Annotated in this window: 16 protein-coding genes; 8 read left to right on the top strand and 8 right to left on the bottom strand. The window is 70.5% G+C overall.

The annotated features are described in order from the left end of the window. Positions 1-7: 7 nt before the first annotated feature. The 4 genes from ACFHW1_RS08265 to ACFHW1_RS08250 form a co-directional block, all read right to left on the bottom strand. Positions 8-1,036 (bottom strand): ABC transporter substrate-binding protein, encoded by a 1,029-nt coding sequence (locus tag ACFHW1_RS08265; protein WP_416553234.1) that lies wholly within the window; start codon positions 1,034-1,036, stop codon positions 8-10. 31 nt (positions 1,037-1,067) lie between these two features. After that, positions 1,068-1,883: an ABC transporter ATP-binding protein gene (locus tag ACFHW1_RS08260; RefSeq protein ID WP_416553232.1), complete on the bottom strand. Its 816-nt coding sequence runs from the start codon at positions 1,881-1,883 to the stop codon at positions 1,068-1,070. Between the two features lie 137 nt (positions 1,884-2,020). Next, positions 2,021-3,043 carry a serine hydrolase domain-containing protein gene (locus ACFHW1_RS08255; RefSeq protein ID WP_416567672.1) on the bottom strand — a complete coding sequence of 341 codons (1,023 nt, stop codon included), beginning with the start codon at positions 3,041-3,043 and terminating at the stop codon, positions 2,021-2,023. Then, positions 2,980-3,987 (bottom strand): hypothetical protein, encoded by a 1,008-nt coding sequence (locus ACFHW1_RS08250; RefSeq protein WP_416553228.1) that lies wholly within the window; start codon positions 3,985-3,987, stop codon positions 2,980-2,982. Before ACFHW1_RS08250 ends, ACFHW1_RS08255 begins: the two co-directional genes overlap by 64 nt. A 243-nt stretch (positions 3,988-4,230) precedes the next feature. Between ACFHW1_RS08250 and wecB the strand changes: the two genes are divergently transcribed. The 3 genes from wecB (at position 4,231) to ACFHW1_RS08235 (ending at position 7,195) form a co-directional block, all read left to right on the top strand. Next, positions 4,231-5,355 carry a non-hydrolyzing UDP-N-acetylglucosamine 2-epimerase gene (gene wecB, locus ACFHW1_RS08245; RefSeq protein ID WP_416553226.1) on the top strand — a complete coding sequence of 375 codons (1,125 nt, stop codon included), beginning with the start codon at positions 4,231-4,233 and terminating at the stop codon, positions 5,353-5,355. Between the two features lie 36 nt (positions 5,356-5,391). Further along, positions 5,392-6,615 carry a glycosyltransferase family 4 protein gene (locus tag ACFHW1_RS08240; RefSeq protein ID WP_416615186.1) on the top strand — a complete coding sequence of 408 codons (1,224 nt, stop codon included), beginning with the start codon at positions 5,392-5,394 and terminating at the stop codon, positions 6,613-6,615. 73 nt (positions 6,616-6,688) lie between these two features. Further along, the gene (locus tag ACFHW1_RS08235) at positions 6,689-7,195 is read left to right on the top strand and encodes an acyltransferase (RefSeq protein WP_416553222.1); all 507 of its coding nucleotides are present in this window, start codon (positions 6,689-6,691) and stop codon (positions 7,193-7,195) included. On the opposite strand, the gene ACFHW1_RS08230 is transcribed toward ACFHW1_RS08235, so the two are convergent. After that, positions 7,196-9,223: a hypothetical protein gene (locus ACFHW1_RS08230; protein ID WP_416567669.1), complete on the bottom strand. Its 2,028-nt coding sequence runs from the start codon at positions 9,221-9,223 to the stop codon at positions 7,196-7,198. A gap of 254 nt (positions 9,224-9,477) precedes the next feature. On the opposite strand from ACFHW1_RS08230, the gene ACFHW1_RS08225 reads away from it, so the two are divergent. The 4 genes from ACFHW1_RS08225 to ACFHW1_RS08210 are packed head-to-tail and all read left to right on the top strand — an operon-like array spanning position 9,478 to position 14,381. Next, positions 9,478-10,434 (top strand): NAD-dependent epimerase/dehydratase family protein, encoded by a 957-nt coding sequence (locus ACFHW1_RS08225; RefSeq protein WP_416567668.1) that lies wholly within the window; start codon positions 9,478-9,480, stop codon positions 10,432-10,434. 56 nt (positions 10,435-10,490) lie between these two features. After that, positions 10,491-11,894, top strand: a complete 1,404-nt coding sequence (locus ACFHW1_RS08220) for a lipopolysaccharide biosynthesis protein (RefSeq protein ID WP_416553218.1) — start codon at positions 10,491-10,493, stop codon at positions 11,892-11,894. Continuing rightward, positions 11,875-13,128 carry a glycosyltransferase gene (locus ACFHW1_RS08215; RefSeq protein ID WP_416553216.1) on the top strand — a complete coding sequence of 418 codons (1,254 nt, stop codon included), beginning with the start codon at positions 11,875-11,877 and terminating at the stop codon, positions 13,126-13,128. The genes ACFHW1_RS08220 and ACFHW1_RS08215 overlap by 20 nt, the downstream gene beginning before the upstream one ends. After that, positions 13,125-14,381, top strand: coding sequence for a glycosyltransferase family 4 protein (locus ACFHW1_RS08210; RefSeq protein WP_416553214.1), 1,257 nt, complete (start codon positions 13,125-13,127; stop codon positions 14,379-14,381). The genes ACFHW1_RS08215 and ACFHW1_RS08210 overlap by 4 nt, the downstream gene beginning before the upstream one ends. 3 nt (positions 14,382-14,384) lie before the next feature. On the opposite strand, the gene ACFHW1_RS08205 is transcribed toward ACFHW1_RS08210, so the two are convergent. From ACFHW1_RS08205 to ACFHW1_RS08195, 3 genes are all read right to left on the bottom strand, one after another. After that, positions 14,385-15,845, bottom strand: coding sequence for an O-antigen ligase family protein (locus ACFHW1_RS08205; RefSeq protein WP_416615184.1), 1,461 nt, complete (start codon positions 15,843-15,845; stop codon positions 14,385-14,387). A gap of 76 nt (positions 15,846-15,921) precedes the next feature. Continuing rightward, positions 15,922-16,908 (bottom strand): dTDP-4-dehydrorhamnose reductase family protein, encoded by a 987-nt coding sequence (locus ACFHW1_RS08200; protein WP_416615183.1) that lies wholly within the window; start codon positions 16,906-16,908, stop codon positions 15,922-15,924. Then, entirely contained in the window at positions 16,905-17,948 is a 1,044-nt protein-coding gene (locus tag ACFHW1_RS08195; RefSeq protein WP_416615182.1) for a polysaccharide biosynthesis protein, read from the bottom strand. Before ACFHW1_RS08195 ends, ACFHW1_RS08200 begins: the two co-directional genes overlap by 4 nt. Before the next feature lie 210 nt (positions 17,949-18,158). Here ACFHW1_RS08195 and ACFHW1_RS08190 point away from each other — a divergent pair, with 210 nt between their 5' ends. Further along, positions 18,159-19,421 carry a glycosyltransferase family 4 protein gene (locus ACFHW1_RS08190; protein ID WP_416553206.1) on the top strand — a complete coding sequence of 421 codons (1,263 nt, stop codon included), beginning with the start codon at positions 18,159-18,161 and terminating at the stop codon, positions 19,419-19,421. Positions 19,422-19,462 lie beyond the last annotated feature (41 nt).

The following is a 19,462-nucleotide window of genomic DNA, read 5'->3' as shown; positions in this document are numbered from 1 at the left end:
ACGATGGTCAGCTGGCCAGGACGTCGACGTAGGCGTCGAGCACCTGCTGCGACGAGCGGGGGCCGCCGAAGGTCCAGATGCCGGCCGGGAAGGCGTACGCCCGCCCCTGCTCGACCGCCGGCAGCGACGCCCAGATCTCGTTCTTCTCCAGCTCGGTCAGGACGCTGCCGGCGGGGTCGGTGGTGCCGGTGTAGAACAGCGTGGCGTCACCGACGGTGGTCATCCCCTCGATGTCGGTCTGGCCCAGGCCGTACGCAGGGTCGACCTCGCCGGTCCAGGCGTTCGTCAGGCCGATCGCCTCGCCGAGTTCACCGACCAGCGATCCCTGGCCGAACGGCCGGATGGCGACGTTGCCGCCCTGGACCCAGCCGTCGAAGTAGACGAACTCGGTGCTCGTGAGATCAGCACCGGTGATCTGCTGCTTCGCCTCGTCGAGGCTGGCCTGGAACTCGTCGGCGACGAGGTCGGCCCGCTCGGAGCGGCCGAGGGTCTCGGCGATCATCGCGAAGGTGTCCAGCATGTTCTGGACCGGGTCGGCGGCATCCGCCCCCCGGGTGGCCAGCACCGGGACGTCGTACTCGGCGAGCTGCGCGATGACCGGGTCGTCCTCGGCGGTGGCCTCGACGATCACCAGGTCCGGATCGGCGGCGAACAGCGCGTCGAGGTTGGGCTCGCCGCGCAGGCCGACGTCGGCGACTCCGTCCGGTAGCTCCTCGGCGGTGTCCCAGGTGCGGTAGCCGTCCGGGTCGGCCACCGCCACCGGGGTGAGGCACAGGGTGAGGACGTCCTCGATCTGCTGCCACTCCAGCACGGCCACCCGCTGCGCCGGCTCGTCCAACGTCACGGTGCGCCCGAGCGCGTCGGTGACCTCCACCGGTCCGGTAGAGGTCACGGTGGTGTCGTCGGCGCATTCACCGGAGGCGTTGGCCGTGGGCGTGGCGTCTGCGGTCTGCGGATCGCTGGTGCCGCAGGCGGCCAGCGCCGACGGGATCAACAGGACGGCGGCCAGGGCAGCCGTCATCGATCGGGTTCTCATCAGATTCCTCACTCGTTGGTTGACCGGGCGCTCAGTGGCGCCGGTGGTGTCGCCCTCGGGGCTCGACCCGCACCAGACCGGTGGTCGGGTCCACGGTGGTGTCGATCGGCAACCCGTAGACCTCGGAGAGGTGTTCCGTGGTCAGTACCTCGGCCGCCGGGCCGGCGGCCCGCACCCGGCCCTGGCTCAGCAGCACGATCTGGTCGGCCACGCCGGCGGCCTGGTTCAGGTCGTGCAGGACGACGCCGAGCGCCGTCTGGTGCCGGTCCGCGAGGTCACGGACCAGGTCGAGGATCTCGACCTGGTAGCGCAGGTCGAGATGGTTGGTCGGCTCGTCGAGCAGCAGCACGCCGGTGTCCTGGGCGAGGCAGGCGGCCAGCCACACCCGTTGCAGCTCACCGCCGGAGAGCTGGTCGACCGCGCGATGGGCCATCGGCGTGGTCCCGGTCAGCTCCATGGCGTGGTCGACCATCGCCTGGTCGGTGTCGGTGAGCGGGCTGAACCGGCGCCGGTGCGGGTGGCGCCCGAAGGCGACGACGTCGCGGACCCGCAGGCCAGACGGGTGCGGTCGGGACTGGGACAGCAGGGTCACCCGGCGGGCGAAGTCGCGGGCGGACAGCGGTGCCGCGTCCTCCAGGTCGCCGTTTTCGCGGCCGAGCAGGATCCGGCCGGACGATGCCCGGTGCAGTCGGGCGAGCGAGCGCAGCACGGTGGACTTGCCACTGCCGTTGGGGCCGATCAGGGCGGTTACCACGCCGGGGTGGATGGCGACGGACACGCCGTGGACGACCGTGGTGCGCTGGTATCCGAGCACCAGGTCGTCGCCGTGCAACGTCGTCGCGATCATGTTAGGTGAGGCTACCCTAAACGTTGATCGAGGGAAAGTCGCCGGTCACCGGCCGCTCGGCGTACCGGCGGCGACGCCGGATCCCCGGCCCGCCGGACGCCGCTCGGGCATCTCGCGGACCGGGGATCCGGCACCGGTCAGGGCAGCGTGTTCAGCACCAGCGTGCCAATCTCGGAACCCAGCTCCTCGGCCCGGTTCTCGCCGGCGACCCCGTCGGCCCGGTTCATCAGCACCGCCACGACGATCCCGTCGTCCGGGTACATCTGCAGGTACGCGGTGGACCCGTCGGCGCCGCCGTTCTTGCCGATCCGTCGGTGTCCGTCCTCGGTGCTGATCGACCACCCGTACGCGTAGCTCCACCCGGTGTCGACCCACATGGCGTCGAGCGAGTTCGGGCCGACGATCTCGCCGTCGATCAGCTTGTCGCCGAACCGGGCCAGGTCGGCGATTGAGGACTCCATCCCGCCGCCGAGGACCTTCCAGCTCACCTCGTCGCCGCCGTACTCGTCGTTGGCGCCGTCGTAGAAGGTGCTGCGCCGCACCGAGGTGTCCGACAGGTCCTCGGGCCGCAGGGTGCCCAGGCCGAACGCGGCGGTCAACTCCGACTCGGTCAGCTCCGCCACCGGGGTGCCGGTCGCGCCCTCCAACGCCGCGCCCAGGATGGTGTAGCCGTGGGTGCTGTAGTGCCCGTCACCGATCGAGCAGACCAGGTCGGAGTCCCAGAACTCGGCCGCGGCCGCGGTGGAGTTGGCGTACCAGGTGGTGCTGAGATCGGTGTCCTCGGCCTGCCACTGCGCGACGTCGGCCGGGTCGGCGCCGTCGGCGGCCTCCGTGCCCGCGTAGTGCCGCACACAGGCCCGGTTGCTGGCCACCTGCTCGACCGTGTACGCGTGGTGGGCGGGCAGCCCGGCGACGTGGTCTCGGACGTCGTCGGCCGGGTCGATCTGCCCGTCCTCGACCGCCCGCATGGTGAGCACCCCGCCGATCCCCTTGGACACCGACGCGATCCGTAGCACGTGCCCGGAGTCCAGCCACACGTCGTCGTTGACGTTGGCGTGCCCGAACCCGCGCAGGTAGCGGAACTCACCGTCCTGCATCACCGCCACGGCGATGCCCGGCATGTTGAGACTGTTCGCCTCGCCCTGGACCAGGTTGTCCACCGACCGGCGCAGCTTCCAGCCCGGCCGGTCGGAGTTCTGCCGCCAGACCCCGGCGTACCGGGTGCCCTTGCGGTCTCGTACCGCTCGAAGTTGATCACCCGGTATCCCTCGTCGGCGTACCGGTGCCACCAGTTGACGTACTCCTGTCGGGTCAGATCGCTGCGTACCCACCAGCGGCGGTGGTTGGTGTTCTCCACCCAGATGCCGGCGTACCGCTGGCCGACGGTGGTGAGCGCCGAGTCGACCACCAGCGACCGGTAGACGATCTGGTAGGCGTCGACCGCGTCCTGGTACTCGGTGCGGGTGATGCCGCCGAGTAGCCGCCAGTCCAGGTTCTCGGCGTTGTCCACCCAGACGAGCGCGTACCTGGTGCCGGCACCCGTCGGATAGATGTCGACGTCGACCGGCATCCGGGTGCGTCGCTGCTCCGTGTAGTACGCGGTGAACTCGGCGGCGGTCAGGTTGTACTTCATCGACCAGCCGTAGCCCTCCACGTTGCGCACCCAGGCGGCGGCGTAGTAGCGGTCACCGCTCTCGACGTAGGTCTCGAAGTCGACCAGCCGCATCCCGTCGTCCGCCGCCTTGACGAACTCGGTGTCGAACTCGGCCTTGGTCAGCCTGGTGCGTACCAGCCAGCCCCGCCCGTCGAGGTTGCGTTGGAAGGCGGCGCCGATGCGCCGTCCGTCGTCGGCCACGTCCACGTCTAGGCCGACGACCAGGTAGCCGGCGGCGGCGTACTCGTCGAACCGCACCTGGAAGTCGGCCGGGGTCATGTCCCGTACCGACGCCCAGCCCACCTCGTCGGGGTCGAAGACGGCCGAGGGCGGGCCCGGGTGGGCCGCCGCCGGGGTCGTCGCCGTACCGGCGAGCGAGGCCGCCGTCGCCACGACCGCCAGAGCGGCGAGTACGCGGCTTCGCGCGCCGCGTACGGATTCGGATCTCATGGTCCGCTGCTCCTCTCGATATGCCCGACGGTTGTCGGACAACAACTGGGAGTGCGGCGGTCCGCTCCGACCAACAGGTTCTGCTGTCAGGTGGACGACAGTACGAACGGGCCAGGGTGCCACGGTTCGGGTTCGGCCGGGCCGTCACCGTTGCCCCGATGGTCCGCTATGGTATGCGGAGATTGCCCGTTTTTGGGCTGGTAGTAGGTGTGCGCCCCGAGTCGGCAATGAATGGAGTCGGTCATGACCCGAGTGATGACGGTCGTCGGCACCCGGCCGGAGATCATCCGGCTGTCCCGGGTGATGGACCGGCTGGACCGCACCGTCGACCATGTCCTGGTACACACCGGGCAGAACTGGGATCCGGTCCTCTCCGAGGTCTTCTTCACTGAGCTGCGGCTGCGCCCGCCGGACCGGTCGCTGGGCGTGGACACCACCTCGCTCGGTCGGGTGCTCGGCGGCGTCCTGGTCGGCATCGAGGCCACCCTCGACGACTGCCGGCCGGACGCCCTGCTGGTGCTCGGCGACACCAACAGCGCCATCGCCGCCCTGATGGCCCGCCGGATGCGGGTGCCGGTCTACCACATGGAGGCCGGCAACCGGTGCTTCGACCTGAACGTGCCGGAGGAGACCAACCGCCGCCTGGTTGACCACGTTTCCGACTTCAATCTCGTCTACAGCGAGCACGCCCGACGAAACCTGATCGCCGAAGGCCTCCATCCGCGCCGCATCCTGCACACCGGCTCACCGATGCGGGAGGTGCTGGAGCACTATCGGGCGGACATCGCCCGGTCCACCGTGCTCGACCAGCTGGGGCTGACCGCCGGCGGGTACTTCATGGTCAGCGCCCACCGTGAGGAGAACGTCGACCGGCCGGACCGGCTGCACCAGCTGCTCGACTGTCTGCGGGCGGTACGCGACGAGTGGGCGCTACCGGTGCTGGTCTCCACCCATCCGCGTACCCGCAAACGGCTGGAGGCCCTGGCCACCGACCCGACCAGCCTCGACCGGATCACCTTCCACGAGCCGTTCGGGCTGTTCGACTACGTACGCCTGCAGGGCGCCGCCCGCTGCACGTTGTCCGACAGCGGCACGATCAGCGAGGAAGCGGCGATCCTGGGCTTTCCCGCAGTGACGTTGCGGGAGTCGATCGAACGGCCGGAGGCGTTGGACGCCGGCGGCATCATCATGACCGGGCTGGACCCGGCCGGCGTGGTGGAAGCCGTCCGGGCGACCGTCGAGCAGGTCGCCTCGGCCGGGGTGCCGTGCCCGGCGGACTACCAGGTGCCCGACACCTCACGGCGGGTCGTTGACTTCATCCTGTCCACCGTGCGGCGCCACCACGAGTGGGCCGGGCTGCGTCGCTGAGCGCGGCAGCCGTACGAATCGAAGGCTGAGCCGACAGTGCGTGAAACAAGGACCCGGGTCCGACCCGCCGCTGGCGGGGTGGCGCCCCGGCAGACCGCCGCCGACGCGGCGACCAGGACCTTCCGCATCCTCGCCACCGCTGCGGTGTTTGAGCCGGGATTCCGTGGCGGCGGCCCGATCCGGTCGCTGCGCTTCATCCTGGACACCCTGCCTGACGACCTCGACGTCACCCTGGTCACCCGCGACCGGGACCTGCACGCGAGCGACCGGTACCCGGGGCTGTCCGGCGAACTGGTCCACCGCGACTCCCGCTCCGCGGTGTTCTATCTCGACCCGGTGCGTCCCTGGCAGTGGCTGCGGCTGCTGCGGCAGATCCGGTCCCGGCCGGTCAATCTGCTGTACGTCAACAGCCTGTGGTCGATGTTCTCGGTGGTCCCGATTCTGGCGGTGGCCCTGCGACTGCTACGGGTACCGGCGATCATGGTGGCTCCGCGCGGCGAACTGGCCCCGGCCGCGCTGGCCATCAAGGGCGGCAAGAAGCGGCTCTTCCTGGCGGTGTGGGCACCGGTGCTGCGTCGCCTCGGCGTGCGGTGGCAGGCGTGCAGCCAGCTGGAGGCGGATCAGATCGCTGCGGTGCTGCCCTGGGCCCGGGTGATGGTCAACGGCAACGAGTGCCCGATCCCGGACCGTCCGCCGCCACCGGTCGTGGCGCACGACGGTCCGTCGCGGCTGGTCTTCATCGGCCGGATATCACCGATGAAGAACCTGGTCACGGCGCTGGCAGCGGTGGCCCAGGCGACCCGGCCGGTCGATTTCGACATCTTCGGGCCCGAGGAGGACGAGCCGTACTGGGCGCGCTGCGGCCAGCTCATCGCAACGATGCCCGACCATGTCCGGGTGCGGTACCACGGCGAGCTGCCGGCCGACGAGGTGCTGTCAACCTTCGCCCGGTACGACGCATTCCTGTTCCCGACGCTGGGCGAGAACTTCGGACACGTCATCCTGGAGAGCCTGGCGGCCGGCTGCCCGGTCGTCTGTTCCGACCGGACCCCGTTCAGCGAGTTGATCTCCAGCGCCGGCGGGGCGGTGGTCCGGCCGATGACGGTGTCGGCACTTGCCGAGGTGGTGCACGAGCTGGCTGGCCGGCCGGCGGGTGAGCGGGCCGAGGCGAAGGAGACGGCGGGGCGGCGGTACCGGCTATGGCGGCGGCAGGTGCGCGAACTCAACGTCCTCGACCACGCCCGCCACTTCTGCCGGTGACCCGACGTCACCGGCGCCGGCCCGGATCGTTGCACCGAGTGTGACCAGTCGTCTTCGTACCATCGTCCGGCGGGTGCGGGACCATCTGGCGGCCAGCCGTGACCCTGAGGCATTTGCCAGATCTCTGGGGGTCAACCTCACCGGCCGGGTGCGGTTCTACGGCGTGAACCGGGCGATGTTCGGCTCGGAACCGTGGCTGATCACGATCGGCGACAACGTCTACATCACCTCCGGGGTGCAGTTCGTCACCCACGACGGGGGAACCCTGATCCTCCGCAAGGAGCATCCCGACCTGGACTGGACGGCTCCGATCGTCATCGGTGACGACGTCTACATCGGGATGCGGGCGATGATCCTGGCCGGGGTGACCATCGGCAACCGGTGCGTCATCGGCGCGGGTTCGGTCGTCACCCGCGACATACCGGACAACATGGTGGCTGCGGGGGTGCCGGCCCGACCGCTGCGCACGACCGACGACTATCTGCGCCGGCTGCAGGCCAAGTCGCTGGGCATCGGGCACCTTCCAGTCGCCGCCAAGCATGCGGAGATAAAGCGGATCTACGGCGTACCGGCGCGGTGATCAGGCCCGGCGGTAGGCGATCCGCGGTGGCGGAAACTGGTGCACACCGGCGACCGTGACCGGCCCGAGCGGGCCGGCCACGCCGGACATCTGGTAGCCGAACCGGTCACCGGTCATCGCCGCCGGGCCGGAGCCGATGTTCAACGTCGTGGCACCGCCGACCTGACTGGTCCGCAGGGTGGGCGGGGTGGTGGCGGAGCCCTGCCACACGACGGCGTACCAGTGCCAGCCGGCGGGCAGCGTCACCGGCGTGGTCAGCACGTACTCCCGGATACCGGCGGTGGCCGCGCTGAGCGCGCCGAAGTCGGCGATCGGTCCCTGCGACGCCGGTCGACCGGTCGTCGGGTCGTGGGCGTACACGCCATGGCGCAACCAGCCGCTACCGGTCGCCGTGACCTCCACACACACCCGGTCGACCCGGGTGGCCTCGGCCAGGTACATCGGGTGCAGCAGCAGCCGCTGGAACGCGTCGGTGCAGGTGGTGGTCCCGGTTGAACCGGCCAACGGCAGGAAGTAGCTGCCGACCCCAGAGGTGGCTCCGGCCAGCGGCTGCGGGCTGGCCTGGTCGGGATCCGCCCGCCACATGCCGTACCCGGGGGAGACCGGCACCTGGTAGGCGATGCCGTCGGCAGTGACCCGCTCCGCGACGGCGAGGTTCGTCGGTCCGACCGGGACCAGCCGGCGGTGGAACAGTTCCGGCGCGGGTATCCGGGCGGCGGTGACCGTACCCACCCGCTCGATGATCACGAAGTCGCTGCTGCCGTCCGAGACGACCAGCTCGGTCGCGGCCGCCGGCGGTGCCAGATAGCGGCGGTACGCGGTACCGGTGACCGTCTGTCCCGGCCAGAGCTCGCGACCCCACACCAGCTGCGGGTAGTTCTTCTTCAGGCCGGACGAGACGAACCAGTTTTTCGCTGTGGTGTGCCGCACCCTGGTCGCCGGCTCTCCGTCGTCGACCGGCAGCAGACCGGCGGCGATTCCCCACAGCTGGACCCCGCCGCCGCTGACCGCCCACTGGGTCATGCCGGCCGCCGGCATCGCCGGATCCCGCAGACTCGCCGGGGTGATGTCGGTGATCGCCGTGATCGTGTCGATCCGCGCCCAGGTCGACCAGTTGAGCGTCCCGGCCGCCTCGACGTTCGGCATGAACTGCAGGCGGCTGCCGCCCGCCGGTACGGTCAGCGCCGAGCACTGGGTGACCCCGGTGCTCAGGGTGAACCGGTCCATGGCGGTCACCCGCTGGGTGACCAGCAGGCCTCCCGGCGACCAGCGGTAGTCGTTGTCGATGCGACACATCGGCGGGATCCGGGTCATGATGGTGGCGAGCGGTGTGCCGATGTTGGCTTGGGCGGTGTCGATCATCCCCCGGTACGAGGGGATCACGTAGGACTCCCGGATCCGTAGCTGTTCACCGGTGGACCGGCCGTCGGGCACCGGCCGGCCGTCGAGGTCGACGACCACGGTGTGCGAGTGGGTGGCCGGGCGGATCTGGACGTCCGGGGTCAACCAGGTGATCGGTACCGAGGTCCGGTTCGTCGCCCCGGCGACGTGGGTGAGTGCCGCCGCCGGCCGCACCCGCACGCCCTGGGCGACCCCGTTGACGATCGTGTACGGGTTGCCGAACAGCAGGCTGTTGCCGTTCGGCACGGCGAGCAGGGTGAAGGTCCGGATTCCGTCGGTCCACCGGGAGCCCACATCGGCGGTGGTCTTGCCGTGGTCGGTGAGCGCGACCTGGGTGCCGACGTTGTAGCCGTGGTTGCCGCCGATGTACGACCAGCCGGTGTGGATCGGGCAGTTGTCGTCCGAGGTGTCGTGGATCCGGGTGCCCACCGCCGACATCACCGGCCAGACCTGGGCGTCGGTGGCGGTCGACGGCACGAGGGTGACCTGGGGCAGGCCCGCGTGCCACATGCCGACCATGGACTCGGCGTAGGCCAGGTTGACCGGCATCACCAGGTCCCGGGTGCCGTCGAACCTCGACCTGATCGACATCAGGGCGTTCGACCGGTGGACCGTCAGTCCAGGCATTTCGGCACCTCCATGGCGAGCCGCGCGACCTGCTGCCACTGTGCGCCTTTTCGCTGGCCAGGGCGGTTCTCCGGTCGGTGACGTGACAGCGCTGTCGGCCGTTTGGCGGGTGCCTGCCGCACGATCGGCGGCACTCACGGATGATACGGCTGACCGGAAATGATATCTCCGAATAAAAGACGTTATAGACCCGTTACTCAGCCCTGAGTCGGCGCGATGTACAAGTGACCGGGCGGCACTGCGAGGAGTTGTCCATGCGCATTCTGATCACTGGCGGTGCCGGCTTCATCGGCTCCAACCTGGCCCGCGCCGCACTGGTCGAGCCGGCGGTCAAGGAGGTCACCGTCCTGGACGACCTGTCGGTCGGGCTGCGCGACAACCTCACCGGGCTGGACGTCGAGGTCGTCGAGGGGTCGATCCTGGATCCGGCCGCACTGGACGCCGCGATGGCCGGCCGGGAGGCCGTGGTCCACCTGGCCGCCCTGCCCAGCGTGCCCCGGTCGCTACGCGACCCGGTGGCCTCCCACCACGCGAACGCGACCGGGACCCTGCTGGTGCTGGAGGCGGCCCGCCGGCACGACGTGGCCCACCTGCTGGTCGCCTCCTCCTCGTCGGTGTACGGCATCAACCCGGCGCTGCCGAAGACCGAGCTGACCTGGACCCGGCCGATGAGCCCGTACGCGGCGAGCAAGCTCGCCACCGAGGCGTACGCCCTGGCCCACCAGGCGTCGTTCGGGCTGCCCACGCTGGCGCTGCGGTTCTTCAACGTCTACGGCCCCGGGCAACGGCACGACCACGCCTACGCGGCGGTCATCCCCCGGTTCGTCCACGCCGCGCTGCGGGGCGAGCCAGCCCTGGTGCACGGCGACGGCACCCAGTCCCGGGACTTCACCTACGTCGGCACGGTGTGCGCGGTCATCCTGGACGCACTGCGGCGCCGGGTGTGCCACCCGCACCCGGTCAACCTTGCCTTCGGCGCGCGGGCCAGCCTGCTGGAGGTCCTCGACGACCTCGCCGGACTGCTCGGCCGGCGCATCGACCGCGAGCACGCGCCGCCGCGCCCCGGCGACGTCGCGCACTCCCTCGCCGACACCGCCACGTTGCGGGCGCTCTTCCCCGGCGTCAGCCCGGTCGACCGTCGGGACGGTCTACGGGCGACCGTCGAGTGGATGGCCCGTCGGCTGGCCGTCGAGCCCGTCGCGACCCGGTGACCGGGGCCGCCGACCGGACCGGACCGGACGGCCGTGACCGGGATCGTGACCGTGCCGTGCGGTCCGGCATCGCCGCGGCAATGGCGGCGAAGGCGACCGGTATGGCGGCCCCGCTGGTCATCACCCCGGCCTGCTTCCAGTACCTCGGCGACCAGCGGTACGGGCTGTGGATGGCGGTCACCGCGCTCACCGGGATGGCCTGGTTCGCTGACCTGGGCCTGGGCAACGGGCTGCTCACCCGGCTCAGCCGGCTGGGTACCGACGTAGGGCAGCAAGCCAGGGAGATTTCCAGCGCGTTCGCCACTGTCGGCACGGTCGCCATCGCCCTGCTCGGCGGCTTGTTCGTGGTCAATCCGCTGGTGCCCTGGGACCGGCTCCTCGGGGTGACCGATCCGGGCATCGCCGCCGAGACGTCGACGGTGGTCCTGCTGTCGTTCGGGGCGTTCGCCGGCAACATCCCGCTGTCGCTGATCCAACGGATCCAGTATGCCGACGGTCAGGTCGTGCAGAGCAGCGTCTGGCAGTCGGCGGGCTCGCTGGCCGCCATGGTGGCTGTGCTGTGCGCCATCGGCGGTAGATGGGATCCGCTGGCGGTGATCGCCTGCGCGGTGCTGGCGGTGCCCGCCGTCAACCTGGTCAACACCGTGGTCTACTTCGGCGTCCAACAGCCGGCCAAGCGCCCCGGCCCCAGGCTGGTCGACCGGGCGACCGCAGCCGGCCTGCTCCGGCTCGGCCTGCGGTTCTTCGCGCTCACCACGATGTCGTCGATCGCGATCAACATCGACAGCCCGCTGGTGGCGAACATCCTCGGACTCCCCGTGGCCGCGCACTACGCCGTCGCGGTGAAGCTCTTCGGCGTGCTCTCGATCTTCGTCGGCCTGGTCGGCATGACCGTCTGGCCGGTGAACGGTGCGGCGTTGGCCCGTGGTGAGGTGGCCTGGGTACGCCGGCACACCCGACGGATGGTGTTGCTCTACGCAGCGGTGGTCGGGACGGCGGGTGCGGCCCTGGTCGGCTGGGGGCACCCGTTGATCGAGTTGTGGGTAGGCGGCATCGACCGGGCTGCGGTTCCGGTGCCGGTCCTCGCCGGACTTGCCTGCTGGTCCTTCCTTGTCGCGGTCAGCTCGCCGCTGATCCTGGTGCAGAACAGCGCCGGTCTGCTCCGGCCGCAGGCGGTCGGCTGGGCCGCGTTCCTGGTCCTGGCGACCGGCCTGAAGATCTGGGGGCTGCATCAGCTCGGTCTGGTGGCCGTGCCGCTGGCGGCCTGCATGGCGTACCTGCTCACCATCTGGCCCGCTGCGGTGATCGGCTACCGGCGGGCAGTGGACCGGGCCGGCCGACGCGCCGGCCCGTCGCCTGCAGCGCCCGACCTTGCAGCGCCCGACCCGCGCACTGGCGGTGGCACGGCGCTCCGGCCGACAGCCGACGAAAGGGGGACCGGTGTCCGAGTTGGTGGTTGACCAGGGCGACGTCCGTGACCATCCGGACCCGCCCGGCAATAGGGCGGCGGCCCCGCCGATGGCCGCCCCACCGCCGGGCGTGGCCCGCCGCCGCGTCCTGCGGGTGGTGGGCGAACTGAACTTCGGCGGCACCGAAACGCGTACCGCGGAACTACTGCCACGGCTCGTCCGTGGCGGAACCGAGATGCACCTGGTCACGCTCAGCCACCGCGTCGGGCCGGGGCCGTTGGCCGGGACGGTCGAGCGGTACGGCGGCTCGGTGACCGCCGTACCGCTCGGTACGTGGTTCCCGGTCCGGTTCCACCGTCTGCTACGCCAGCTACGGCCCGACGTGGTGCACGCCGACTGCGCCAACTTCTCCGGCGTGCTGCTCGCCCTCGCTGCGGTCGCCGGGGTGCCCGGACGGGTCGCGCACTTTCGAGGGGACGACAACGCGCCGAGGAGCCTGCGCCGCCGGATCCTCCGGTGGCTCGGTGGGCGGCTGCTGCGGATCTTCGCCACCGACGTCCTGGGCGTGTCGCCCGGCTCGCTCACCTTCGGCTTCCATCGGGCCTGGCCGGACGATCCACGCTGCCAGGTGGTGCTCAACGGGCTCGACCTGGACCGCCTGCGTCAACCGTCGATCGACGACCTGCGCGCGATGATCGGAGCGGGCATCGCCGATGTCGTCTGCGTCAGCGTGGGACGGGCCTCGGCGGAGAAGCGCCGCTGGCTGCTGCCGCCGATCCTGGCCGCGTTGCGTGACCGGGGGGTCTCCGCGCACGCCGTACTCGTCGGGCCGGGTGATCCTGCCGACGACGCCCGGGTGCGGGCCGCGGCGGACGCCGCCGGGGTGACCGACCGGGTGCATCTGCTCGGGCCTCGGGACGACGTGGGCGGCCTGCTGACACAGGCCGACCTGGTCATCCATCCGTCCAGCCTGGAAGGGTTGCCCGGCGGGGTGCTGGAGCCGGTCGCGCTGGGTATCGGCACGGTGGCCTGTGACCTGCCCGGCGTGCGGTTCATCGACGAGCGGCTACCCGGCGTCGTGATCGTCGATCCCGGGGCGTCGGCGGCGGACTGGGCGGAGGCGGCACTCGTCGCGGTCGCGTACACCGCCGCGACCACCCCTGCGGCCGCTGGCGAGCGCTTCGCCCACAGCGCGTTCGCGATCGACGCTGCGGCTGAAACCCACCTGGCGATCTACCGACGGCGTCCGGCCCGCGTCCGGCCCTGCACGGAAGGAGTCCGATGACCGAGCAGACCACGACGGTCGAGCACGGACCACGACCCGGTGACCGGCCGGCAGGTCGGCGACGTCGGCCACGACCGCTGCTGATCGGCGCGTACGCGTTCCCGTACGGCGACGCCACCTCGAACCGGCTGCTGCAACTCGCTCGCTGCGCCGCCGGCGCCGCCGGGCCGACACTGGTGGTCAACGACTGGCCTTGCGAACTGCCGTTCCCGCCGGACGGGCCGCGGGCCAGCGGCGTCGAACTGATCACCTTGTGGACCAGGGGAGCCAACCACGTCAGCCGGATGTGGGCCCGGCTGGCCCGTCCGGTCCGCGTGCTGCGGGCGTTGCGCCGCCGTGGCGTCGGCCGCGGCGACGTCTCCGTGGTCCTGCTGCCGATGGCCATGATGACGCTCGGCAACTGGGCGGTGCTGCGTCTCGGGCTGCGCTGCCCGATCGTGGTCGACGCCAGCGAACGCCACGACCGGCGACAGTTTCGGCGCGGCTGGTCTGATCCCTACTTCGTGCGCCACCGGTGGTCGACGTTCCTGGCAGCCAGGCTCGTCGACCGGTTCACCGCGGTCTCCACCACCTTGGCCCGGCACTTCGAGCGGCGGGGCGGGGCCGTGCTGGTGGTGCCACCGCAGGTGGACTGCGACGAGTTCGCGCCACCACGGCCGCCGTCGCTCGACGCCGGCCTGCGTCTGCTGTACGCGGGTACGCCGGGCCGCAAGGACATGCTCCACGTGATCGTCGCGGGGATCGGCCGACTGGCACCGCAGGACCAGCGGCGGGTCCGGCTGACCATTGCCGGGATCACCCGCGACGACGCGGCGAACCTGTCCGACCTGGACCCGGCGGTGCTTGATGCGGTCCACGCCGAGGTGGTGTTCCTCGGCCGGGTACCCCGGGCGACAGTGTTGAACCTGCTGGCCGAGTCGCACTTCGCCATGCTGGTGCGGCCCACCGGCGGCTACGCGGCGAACGGCTTCCCGTCCAAGGTGCCGGAGAGTCTCGCTGCGGGGTGCCCGGTGTTGCTCAACCACACCAGTGACCTGGCCGACTACGTGCGTGACGGCGCCGAAGGGCTGGTGCTCGACGGCAACGGTCCGGACGACGTCCGGCTGGCGGTGCAGCGCGCGTTGCGGCTGCGTGACGAGCAGTGGGCGGCGATGAGCCAGGCGGCGCGGTCGCGGGCCCGCAGTTCGTTCGACCACCGGGCCTGGTCGGAGCGGGTCAGTGAGTTCGTCGTCCCGATCGAGGGCCGGGACTGACCACTACCGCAGGACCGGGGTCCGCCCCCGGTGGGGAGACCTGTCCGGTTCAGCCGACGGTGCTGGCCACCGCGACGGGCCAGGCCGGTGCCACGGCGGTGGGGCGTCCGCCGCCGCCCGGTGGTTTCCGGCCCGTCGCCGGGCTGGCAGGTGCAGCAGGACGGCGACCACGGCGAGCCAGAACACGTACGGGTACGTCTGACCGGTACCGAACATCGCCGATTCGGTGACCTGGATCAGCAGGCCGGTGACGATGAGCCAGACCAGACCCGAGTTCGCCCGGTTCACCGGAGCCCGAACGGCGGCCCACCCGGCGGCGAGCACGGTGAGCAGTAGCGGCACTGCGGCCACCAGCCCGAGCTCCAGCATCATCTGCAGGTAGCTGTTGTGCACCAGCCCGACGTTGAAGCCGCGCAGTTCGTCGTAGCTGGCCAGCTCGTAGAGATGGTTGCGCGACGCGTACCCGTAGCCGAGCGCCGGATGGTTCTCCCACCACAGGTCGACCGTCATGTGCCACAGCCGAATCCGGCCGTTGGACAGGTCACTCTGAGTGAACCGGCCGACGAACTGTTGCATCCAGGACGCGGCGAAGACGGACGGCAACAGACCGGACAGGTACCCGGCCAGCAGGGCTGCGGTCGCGCCGACGGCGACCCGGGTCAGGGTACCGATTCCATGTCGTAGCACCACCCAGAGCGCGCCGACGAGTACGGCGACCAGTCCGGTGCGGGACTGGGACAATACGAGTGCGCCGGCCGCCGGCACGATGCCGAGCAGTTCGGCACGTCGCCCGCTCTCCCGGTAGACCGCCCAGCCGAGCGGCACGGTCAACGCGCAGACCATGCCGAGCATGTTGGGATTGCTGAACAGTCCCTGGAACCGGGAACTGCCGGACAACGCGGTCGCCAGCGTGCCGTTGGTCGTTCCGTAGCCGATGCTGATCATGACGGACACGGCCAGTACCAGGTAGACCATCCGCAGGTCGGCCATCATGACCGTCCGGTCCGGCCACCGCCGCTGAGCCAGCAGGTGGACCAGCCCGGCCAGCAGCAGCAGGGCCAGGCCACGCTGGAAGGAATCAAACGGAGCGATCGACCAGACCGCGCTGAGCGTGGCGAGACCGGCAAGTACCCACAGCGACCCGATGAGGACACCGGTCCACGGCTTCGTCGGCCCGGCAGCGGCGGATCGGCGGAGGCACAGCGTCCAGACGACCAGGCCGCCGACGGCCACGTACCGTGGATAGAAGCTGGCGTCGACCAACGCCTCTACATCGGACGACGCGCCGACCAGCAGCGCCAACGTCAGGGTCAGCAGCCATCGCCAGCCATCCATCTGGAATGCGCAGATGAGCATGACGAGCAGCGCAACGGCGGCCGAGGCGACCAGCGGATTCCGTACCGCGAGGATGGTCGTGACCCCCAGCAGGACTGCCGCGCCGACCAGCACGGTCAGTCGACTCATTCGGTCTACCACGTGTCGTCCTTCGGCTTGCGGTCGGCCGGGTCACCCCTAGCGGTCTGGCTGTCGGTCCGGCGCGTCAGACCACGAGGCGCTGCCGGTCCGCCTCGGGCAGGGCATCTGTCCAGCGGGCGCGGGCGGCGTGCATCGACCGGACCATGTCCGGCCAGGAGGGCGGACGGTAGCCGGTGGCGTCGGCCAGCCGGTCGGCGCGCATCGACCGGTCACAGACGAACCCGTCGTCTGGCACGATGTCGCCCGGCCACCGGTACACCTCGGCGATCAACCGGAGCAGGTCGTACTTCGAGATCGGCTCGGCGGCCAGGTGGTACAGCCCGGCGAGATCGGTCCGGGGCAGCACCACGGTCCGTAGCAGCCGGGCGAACTCGACGGTCGTCACGCCGGTGTAGATCGCCCCGGTCCAGCCTCGGACGCCACCGGGACGCGACAAGAACCAGTCCACCAACGACCGGTTGTCGGTCAGCTCGTGACCAATGATCGAGGTACGCAGCGTGAGCGCTCCCTCTCCGGCGACCTCGCCCAGCAGCTTCGACCGTCCGTAGAGGTCCGGTGGGTCGGGTAGGTCGTCCTCGACGTAGCCGCCCCGGCATCCGGAAAAGACACAGTCGGTGCTGATGTGGATCAGTCGGCTGCCGAATTGGCCGCACGTCCGCGCCAACAGATGCGGGAAGAGAGCGTTGAGGGTGACGGTGTGGGTGACGTCCCGTACGTCAGGGCGTTGCTTGATCACCCCGACACAGTTCACGACCACGTCCGGCCGGAGTTCGTCGACGATCCGGTGGACCTGGTCGATCCGGGTGGCGTCGATGTCGCCGGTGATCCGGTCGACCAGTGGCACCGGGAAGTGGCGGGCGCGGTCGGCCAGGTTGCGGGCGGTGCCGTGGGCGTCGAGCTCCGGATCGGCGCTGAGCTCCCGCAACAGGGCGTGGCCGAGCATTCCGGTGGCGCCAACGATGAGGACCCGCCGTCGAGCGGGGACCGGCCCGTCGGTCCGCCGCCGTGGCACCCGCTCCAGGCGCCCGCCATCGCCGGCATGGGCGCTCATGCCGCGCCGACCGGAGTAGCGGCGGCATCGAGGTGCGCCCGCACCTCCGGCAGGGTGAGCAGCAGCGACTCGACCTCCGGCACGGTCAGCCGTCGGGCGTTGTGCGAATTGAAGTCGGTGAGCCCGCCGCTGGCGATGTCGCCCTCGTCGACGTAGAGGGCGTAGTTGAGATCGCGGCTGTCCACCGGGACCCGGAGGAACTCACCCAGGTCCTCGGCGTGGGACAGCTCCTCGCGGCTGGCCAACGTCTCGTACATCTTTTCGCCGTGCCGGATGCCGAGCACGTCGAACTTGGCAGGTACGCCGAACAGGTTGCACAATGCGGTGGCCAGGTCGCCGATGGTGCAGGCGTCGGCCTTGCGGATGTAGACATCGCCCTGCCGGCCGCTGCGGAACGCGTGTTCCACCAGGTCGACCGACTGGGCCAGGGACATCAGGAACCGGGTCATCGACGGCTCGGTGACGGTCGGCAGGCCACCGTGGCGGATCTGGTCGATGAACAGCGGGATGACCGAGCCGCGCGAGTACATGACGTTGCCGTACCGCACACAGCAGACTCGGGTCCGGGCCGTCAGGTTGTCCCGGGCGTGTGCCTGTGCCACCTTCTCCATCAGCGCCTTGGTCATGCCCATCGCGTTGACCGGATAGATGGCCTTGTCGGTGCTGAGCAGCACCAGTGCCTCGACCCCGACCCGTTCGCACGCGTCCACCAGGTGCGCGCTGCCAAGGACGTTGGTCCGGACCGCTTCGAGTGGGAAGAACTCACACGACGGCACCTGCTTGAGCGCGGCGGCGTGGAAGACGAACTCCATGCCCCGTACGGCTTTGAGTACACTGTCGTAGTCTCGGATGTCACCCACGTAGTAGCGGACGCGTTCGTCGGCGAGTCGGTGCCGCATGGCGTCCTGTTTGGATTCGTCGCGGCTGAAGACCCGGACCTCCTCGGCGCCGGCGTCCAGCAACCGGGTAACCATCGTCTGACCGAAGGACCCGGTGCCACCGGTGACCAGGAAGCGTCGGTCCGATAGCGAGGAAACCACATCTGCCCCCGTCTTGCTTCTCCCGTCGGGCCACCCTGAGGGACGGTGGAGGTCGTCGCACGTGACGATATAGCTACATAACTGGCGTAGAGGTCATTTCCGGCAAGGTGAGGAAGGCTCGGATGCTCCTGGCGACCCGCGATCGGGGGCCGGGTCATCATTAACTGCAAAAAGAGCAAAACACTCCTCAATGGCTGGTAGTTGTATTGCATGCTGATCGGTCTGCTCACCCAGTGGTTCGATCCCGAGCCGGGGCCGGCCGCGCTGCCCGGTCGGCTCGCTCACGCCCTCGCTCGACGGGGACACGAGGTACGGGTGGTCACCGGCTTTCCGAACTATCCGACCGGCCGGCTCACACCCGGCTACCGGATGGCGCGTCGGGTCGACGAGATGGACGGCGACGTGCGGATCCGTCGGGTGGCGCTCTATCCCAGCCATGACCGGTCCGCCGCACGGCGACTGGTCAACTACGGCTCGTTCGCTGGCTCGGCGCTGATCTCCGGCGCCGACGCGCTGCGCGGACTCGACGCACTCTGGGTCGGCAACTCGCCGATCTCGGTGGCGATGCCGATGTGGTACGCCCGGTACATGCACCGGGTACCGGTCCTGCTGCACGTTCTGGACATCTGGCCGGACAGCGCGGTGGCCAGCGGATTCCTCGGTGGCGGACCGTTGTCACGGAGCCTCGCACGGGGGATGGCCGGTTGGTGCGAAGCGATGTACCGCAGCGCGGATCGGGTGGCCTACGTCTCGCCCGGCGCGGGCGGGCTGCTCGCCGGGCGGGGCGTACCGCCGGAGAAGCTGGTCTACATCCCGATGTGGGCCGACGAGGCGACGCCGGTTCGCCATCGGGATCTGCGCGCCGAGCTCGGGATCCGTCCCGACCAGGTGGTGCTGTCGTACGCCGGGGCGCTCGGTGAGGCACAGGGTCTCGACCCGCTGATCGACGCGTGTGCCCGGGTCGAGGATCCGAGGCTGGTCTGTCTCATCGCCGGGTCGGGCACCACCGAGGACCGGCTGCGTGCCCGGGCGGCGCGGGCAGGTGCCTCCAACGTCCGGTTTCTCGGCCGGCTGCCCCGCGACCGGATGCCCGCACTGATGGCCGCCGGCGACGTGCACTACGTGAGCCTGCGCCCCGGTGGAATGTCGGCGTACACGATGCCGAGCAAGGTGCAGGCGATCCTTGCGGCAGGTCGGGCGCTGCTCGTCGCGGCCGAGGGCGACGCCGCGACGGCCGCCCAGGACAGCGGCGCCGGCTTCGTCGCCCGGTCGGGGGATCCGGACTCGATCCGAACCGCCCTGCGCGAAGCGTGCGACCTGGGCCGCGAGAAGCTCGAGCTGCTCGGGCAGGCTGGTCGGTCCTACTACGACAAGGTGTTCTCGGTCACGGTCGGTGCTGAGCGGGTCGAGCAGACGCTGCGAGCGATGGTGGACGGCTGTCGGACGCGGCCGCGCCGAGGAGCAGCCCGATGACAATCGGCCGGTGCAATGCCCGACCTGCTGCCGGTCGTGGC

Source organism: Micromonospora sp. LOL_014, from assembly GCF_048060245.1.
Lineage (GTDB): Bacteria > Actinomycetota > Actinomycetes > Mycobacteriales > Micromonosporaceae > Micromonospora_E.
The sequence above is the reverse complement of the archived record's forward strand: the minus strand, read 5'-3'. Positions and strand labels throughout refer to the sequence as shown.

Bases quoted from the DNA above. Each gene is read 5' to 3' on its own strand.
- ACFHW1_RS08205 (WP_416615184.1), bottom strand. From the start codon at position 15,845: ATGAGTCGACTGACCGTGCTGGTCGGCGCGGCAGTCCTGCTGGGGGTC.
- ACFHW1_RS08200 (WP_416615183.1), bottom strand. From the start codon at position 16,908: ATGAGCGCCCATGCCGGCGATGGCGGGCGCCTGGAGCGGGTGCCACGG.
- ACFHW1_RS08190 (WP_416553206.1), top strand. From the start codon at position 18,159: ATGCTGATCGGTCTGCTCACCCAGTGGTTCGATCCCGAGCCGGGGCCG.
- ACFHW1_RS08250 (WP_416553228.1), bottom strand. From the start codon at position 3,987: ATGAGATCCGAATCCGTACGCGGCGCGCGAAGCCGCGTACTCGCCGCT.
- ACFHW1_RS08265 (WP_416553234.1), bottom strand. From the start codon at position 1,036: ATGAGAACCCGATCGATGACGGCTGCCCTGGCCGCCGTCCTGTTGATC.
- ACFHW1_RS08210 (WP_416553214.1), top strand. From the start codon at position 13,125: ATGACCGAGCAGACCACGACGGTCGAGCACGGACCACGACCCGGTGAC.
- ACFHW1_RS08225 (WP_416567668.1), top strand. From the start codon at position 9,478: ATGCGCATTCTGATCACTGGCGGTGCCGGCTTCATCGGCTCCAACCTG.
- ACFHW1_RS08230 (WP_416567669.1), bottom strand. From the start codon at position 9,223: ATGCCTGGACTGACGGTCCACCGGTCGAACGCCCTGATGTCGATCAGG.
- ACFHW1_RS08260 (WP_416553232.1), bottom strand. From the start codon at position 1,883: ATGATCGCGACGACGTTGCACGGCGACGACCTGGTGCTCGGATACCAG.
- wecB (WP_416553226.1), top strand. From the start codon at position 4,231: ATGACCCGAGTGATGACGGTCGTCGGCACCCGGCCGGAGATCATCCGG.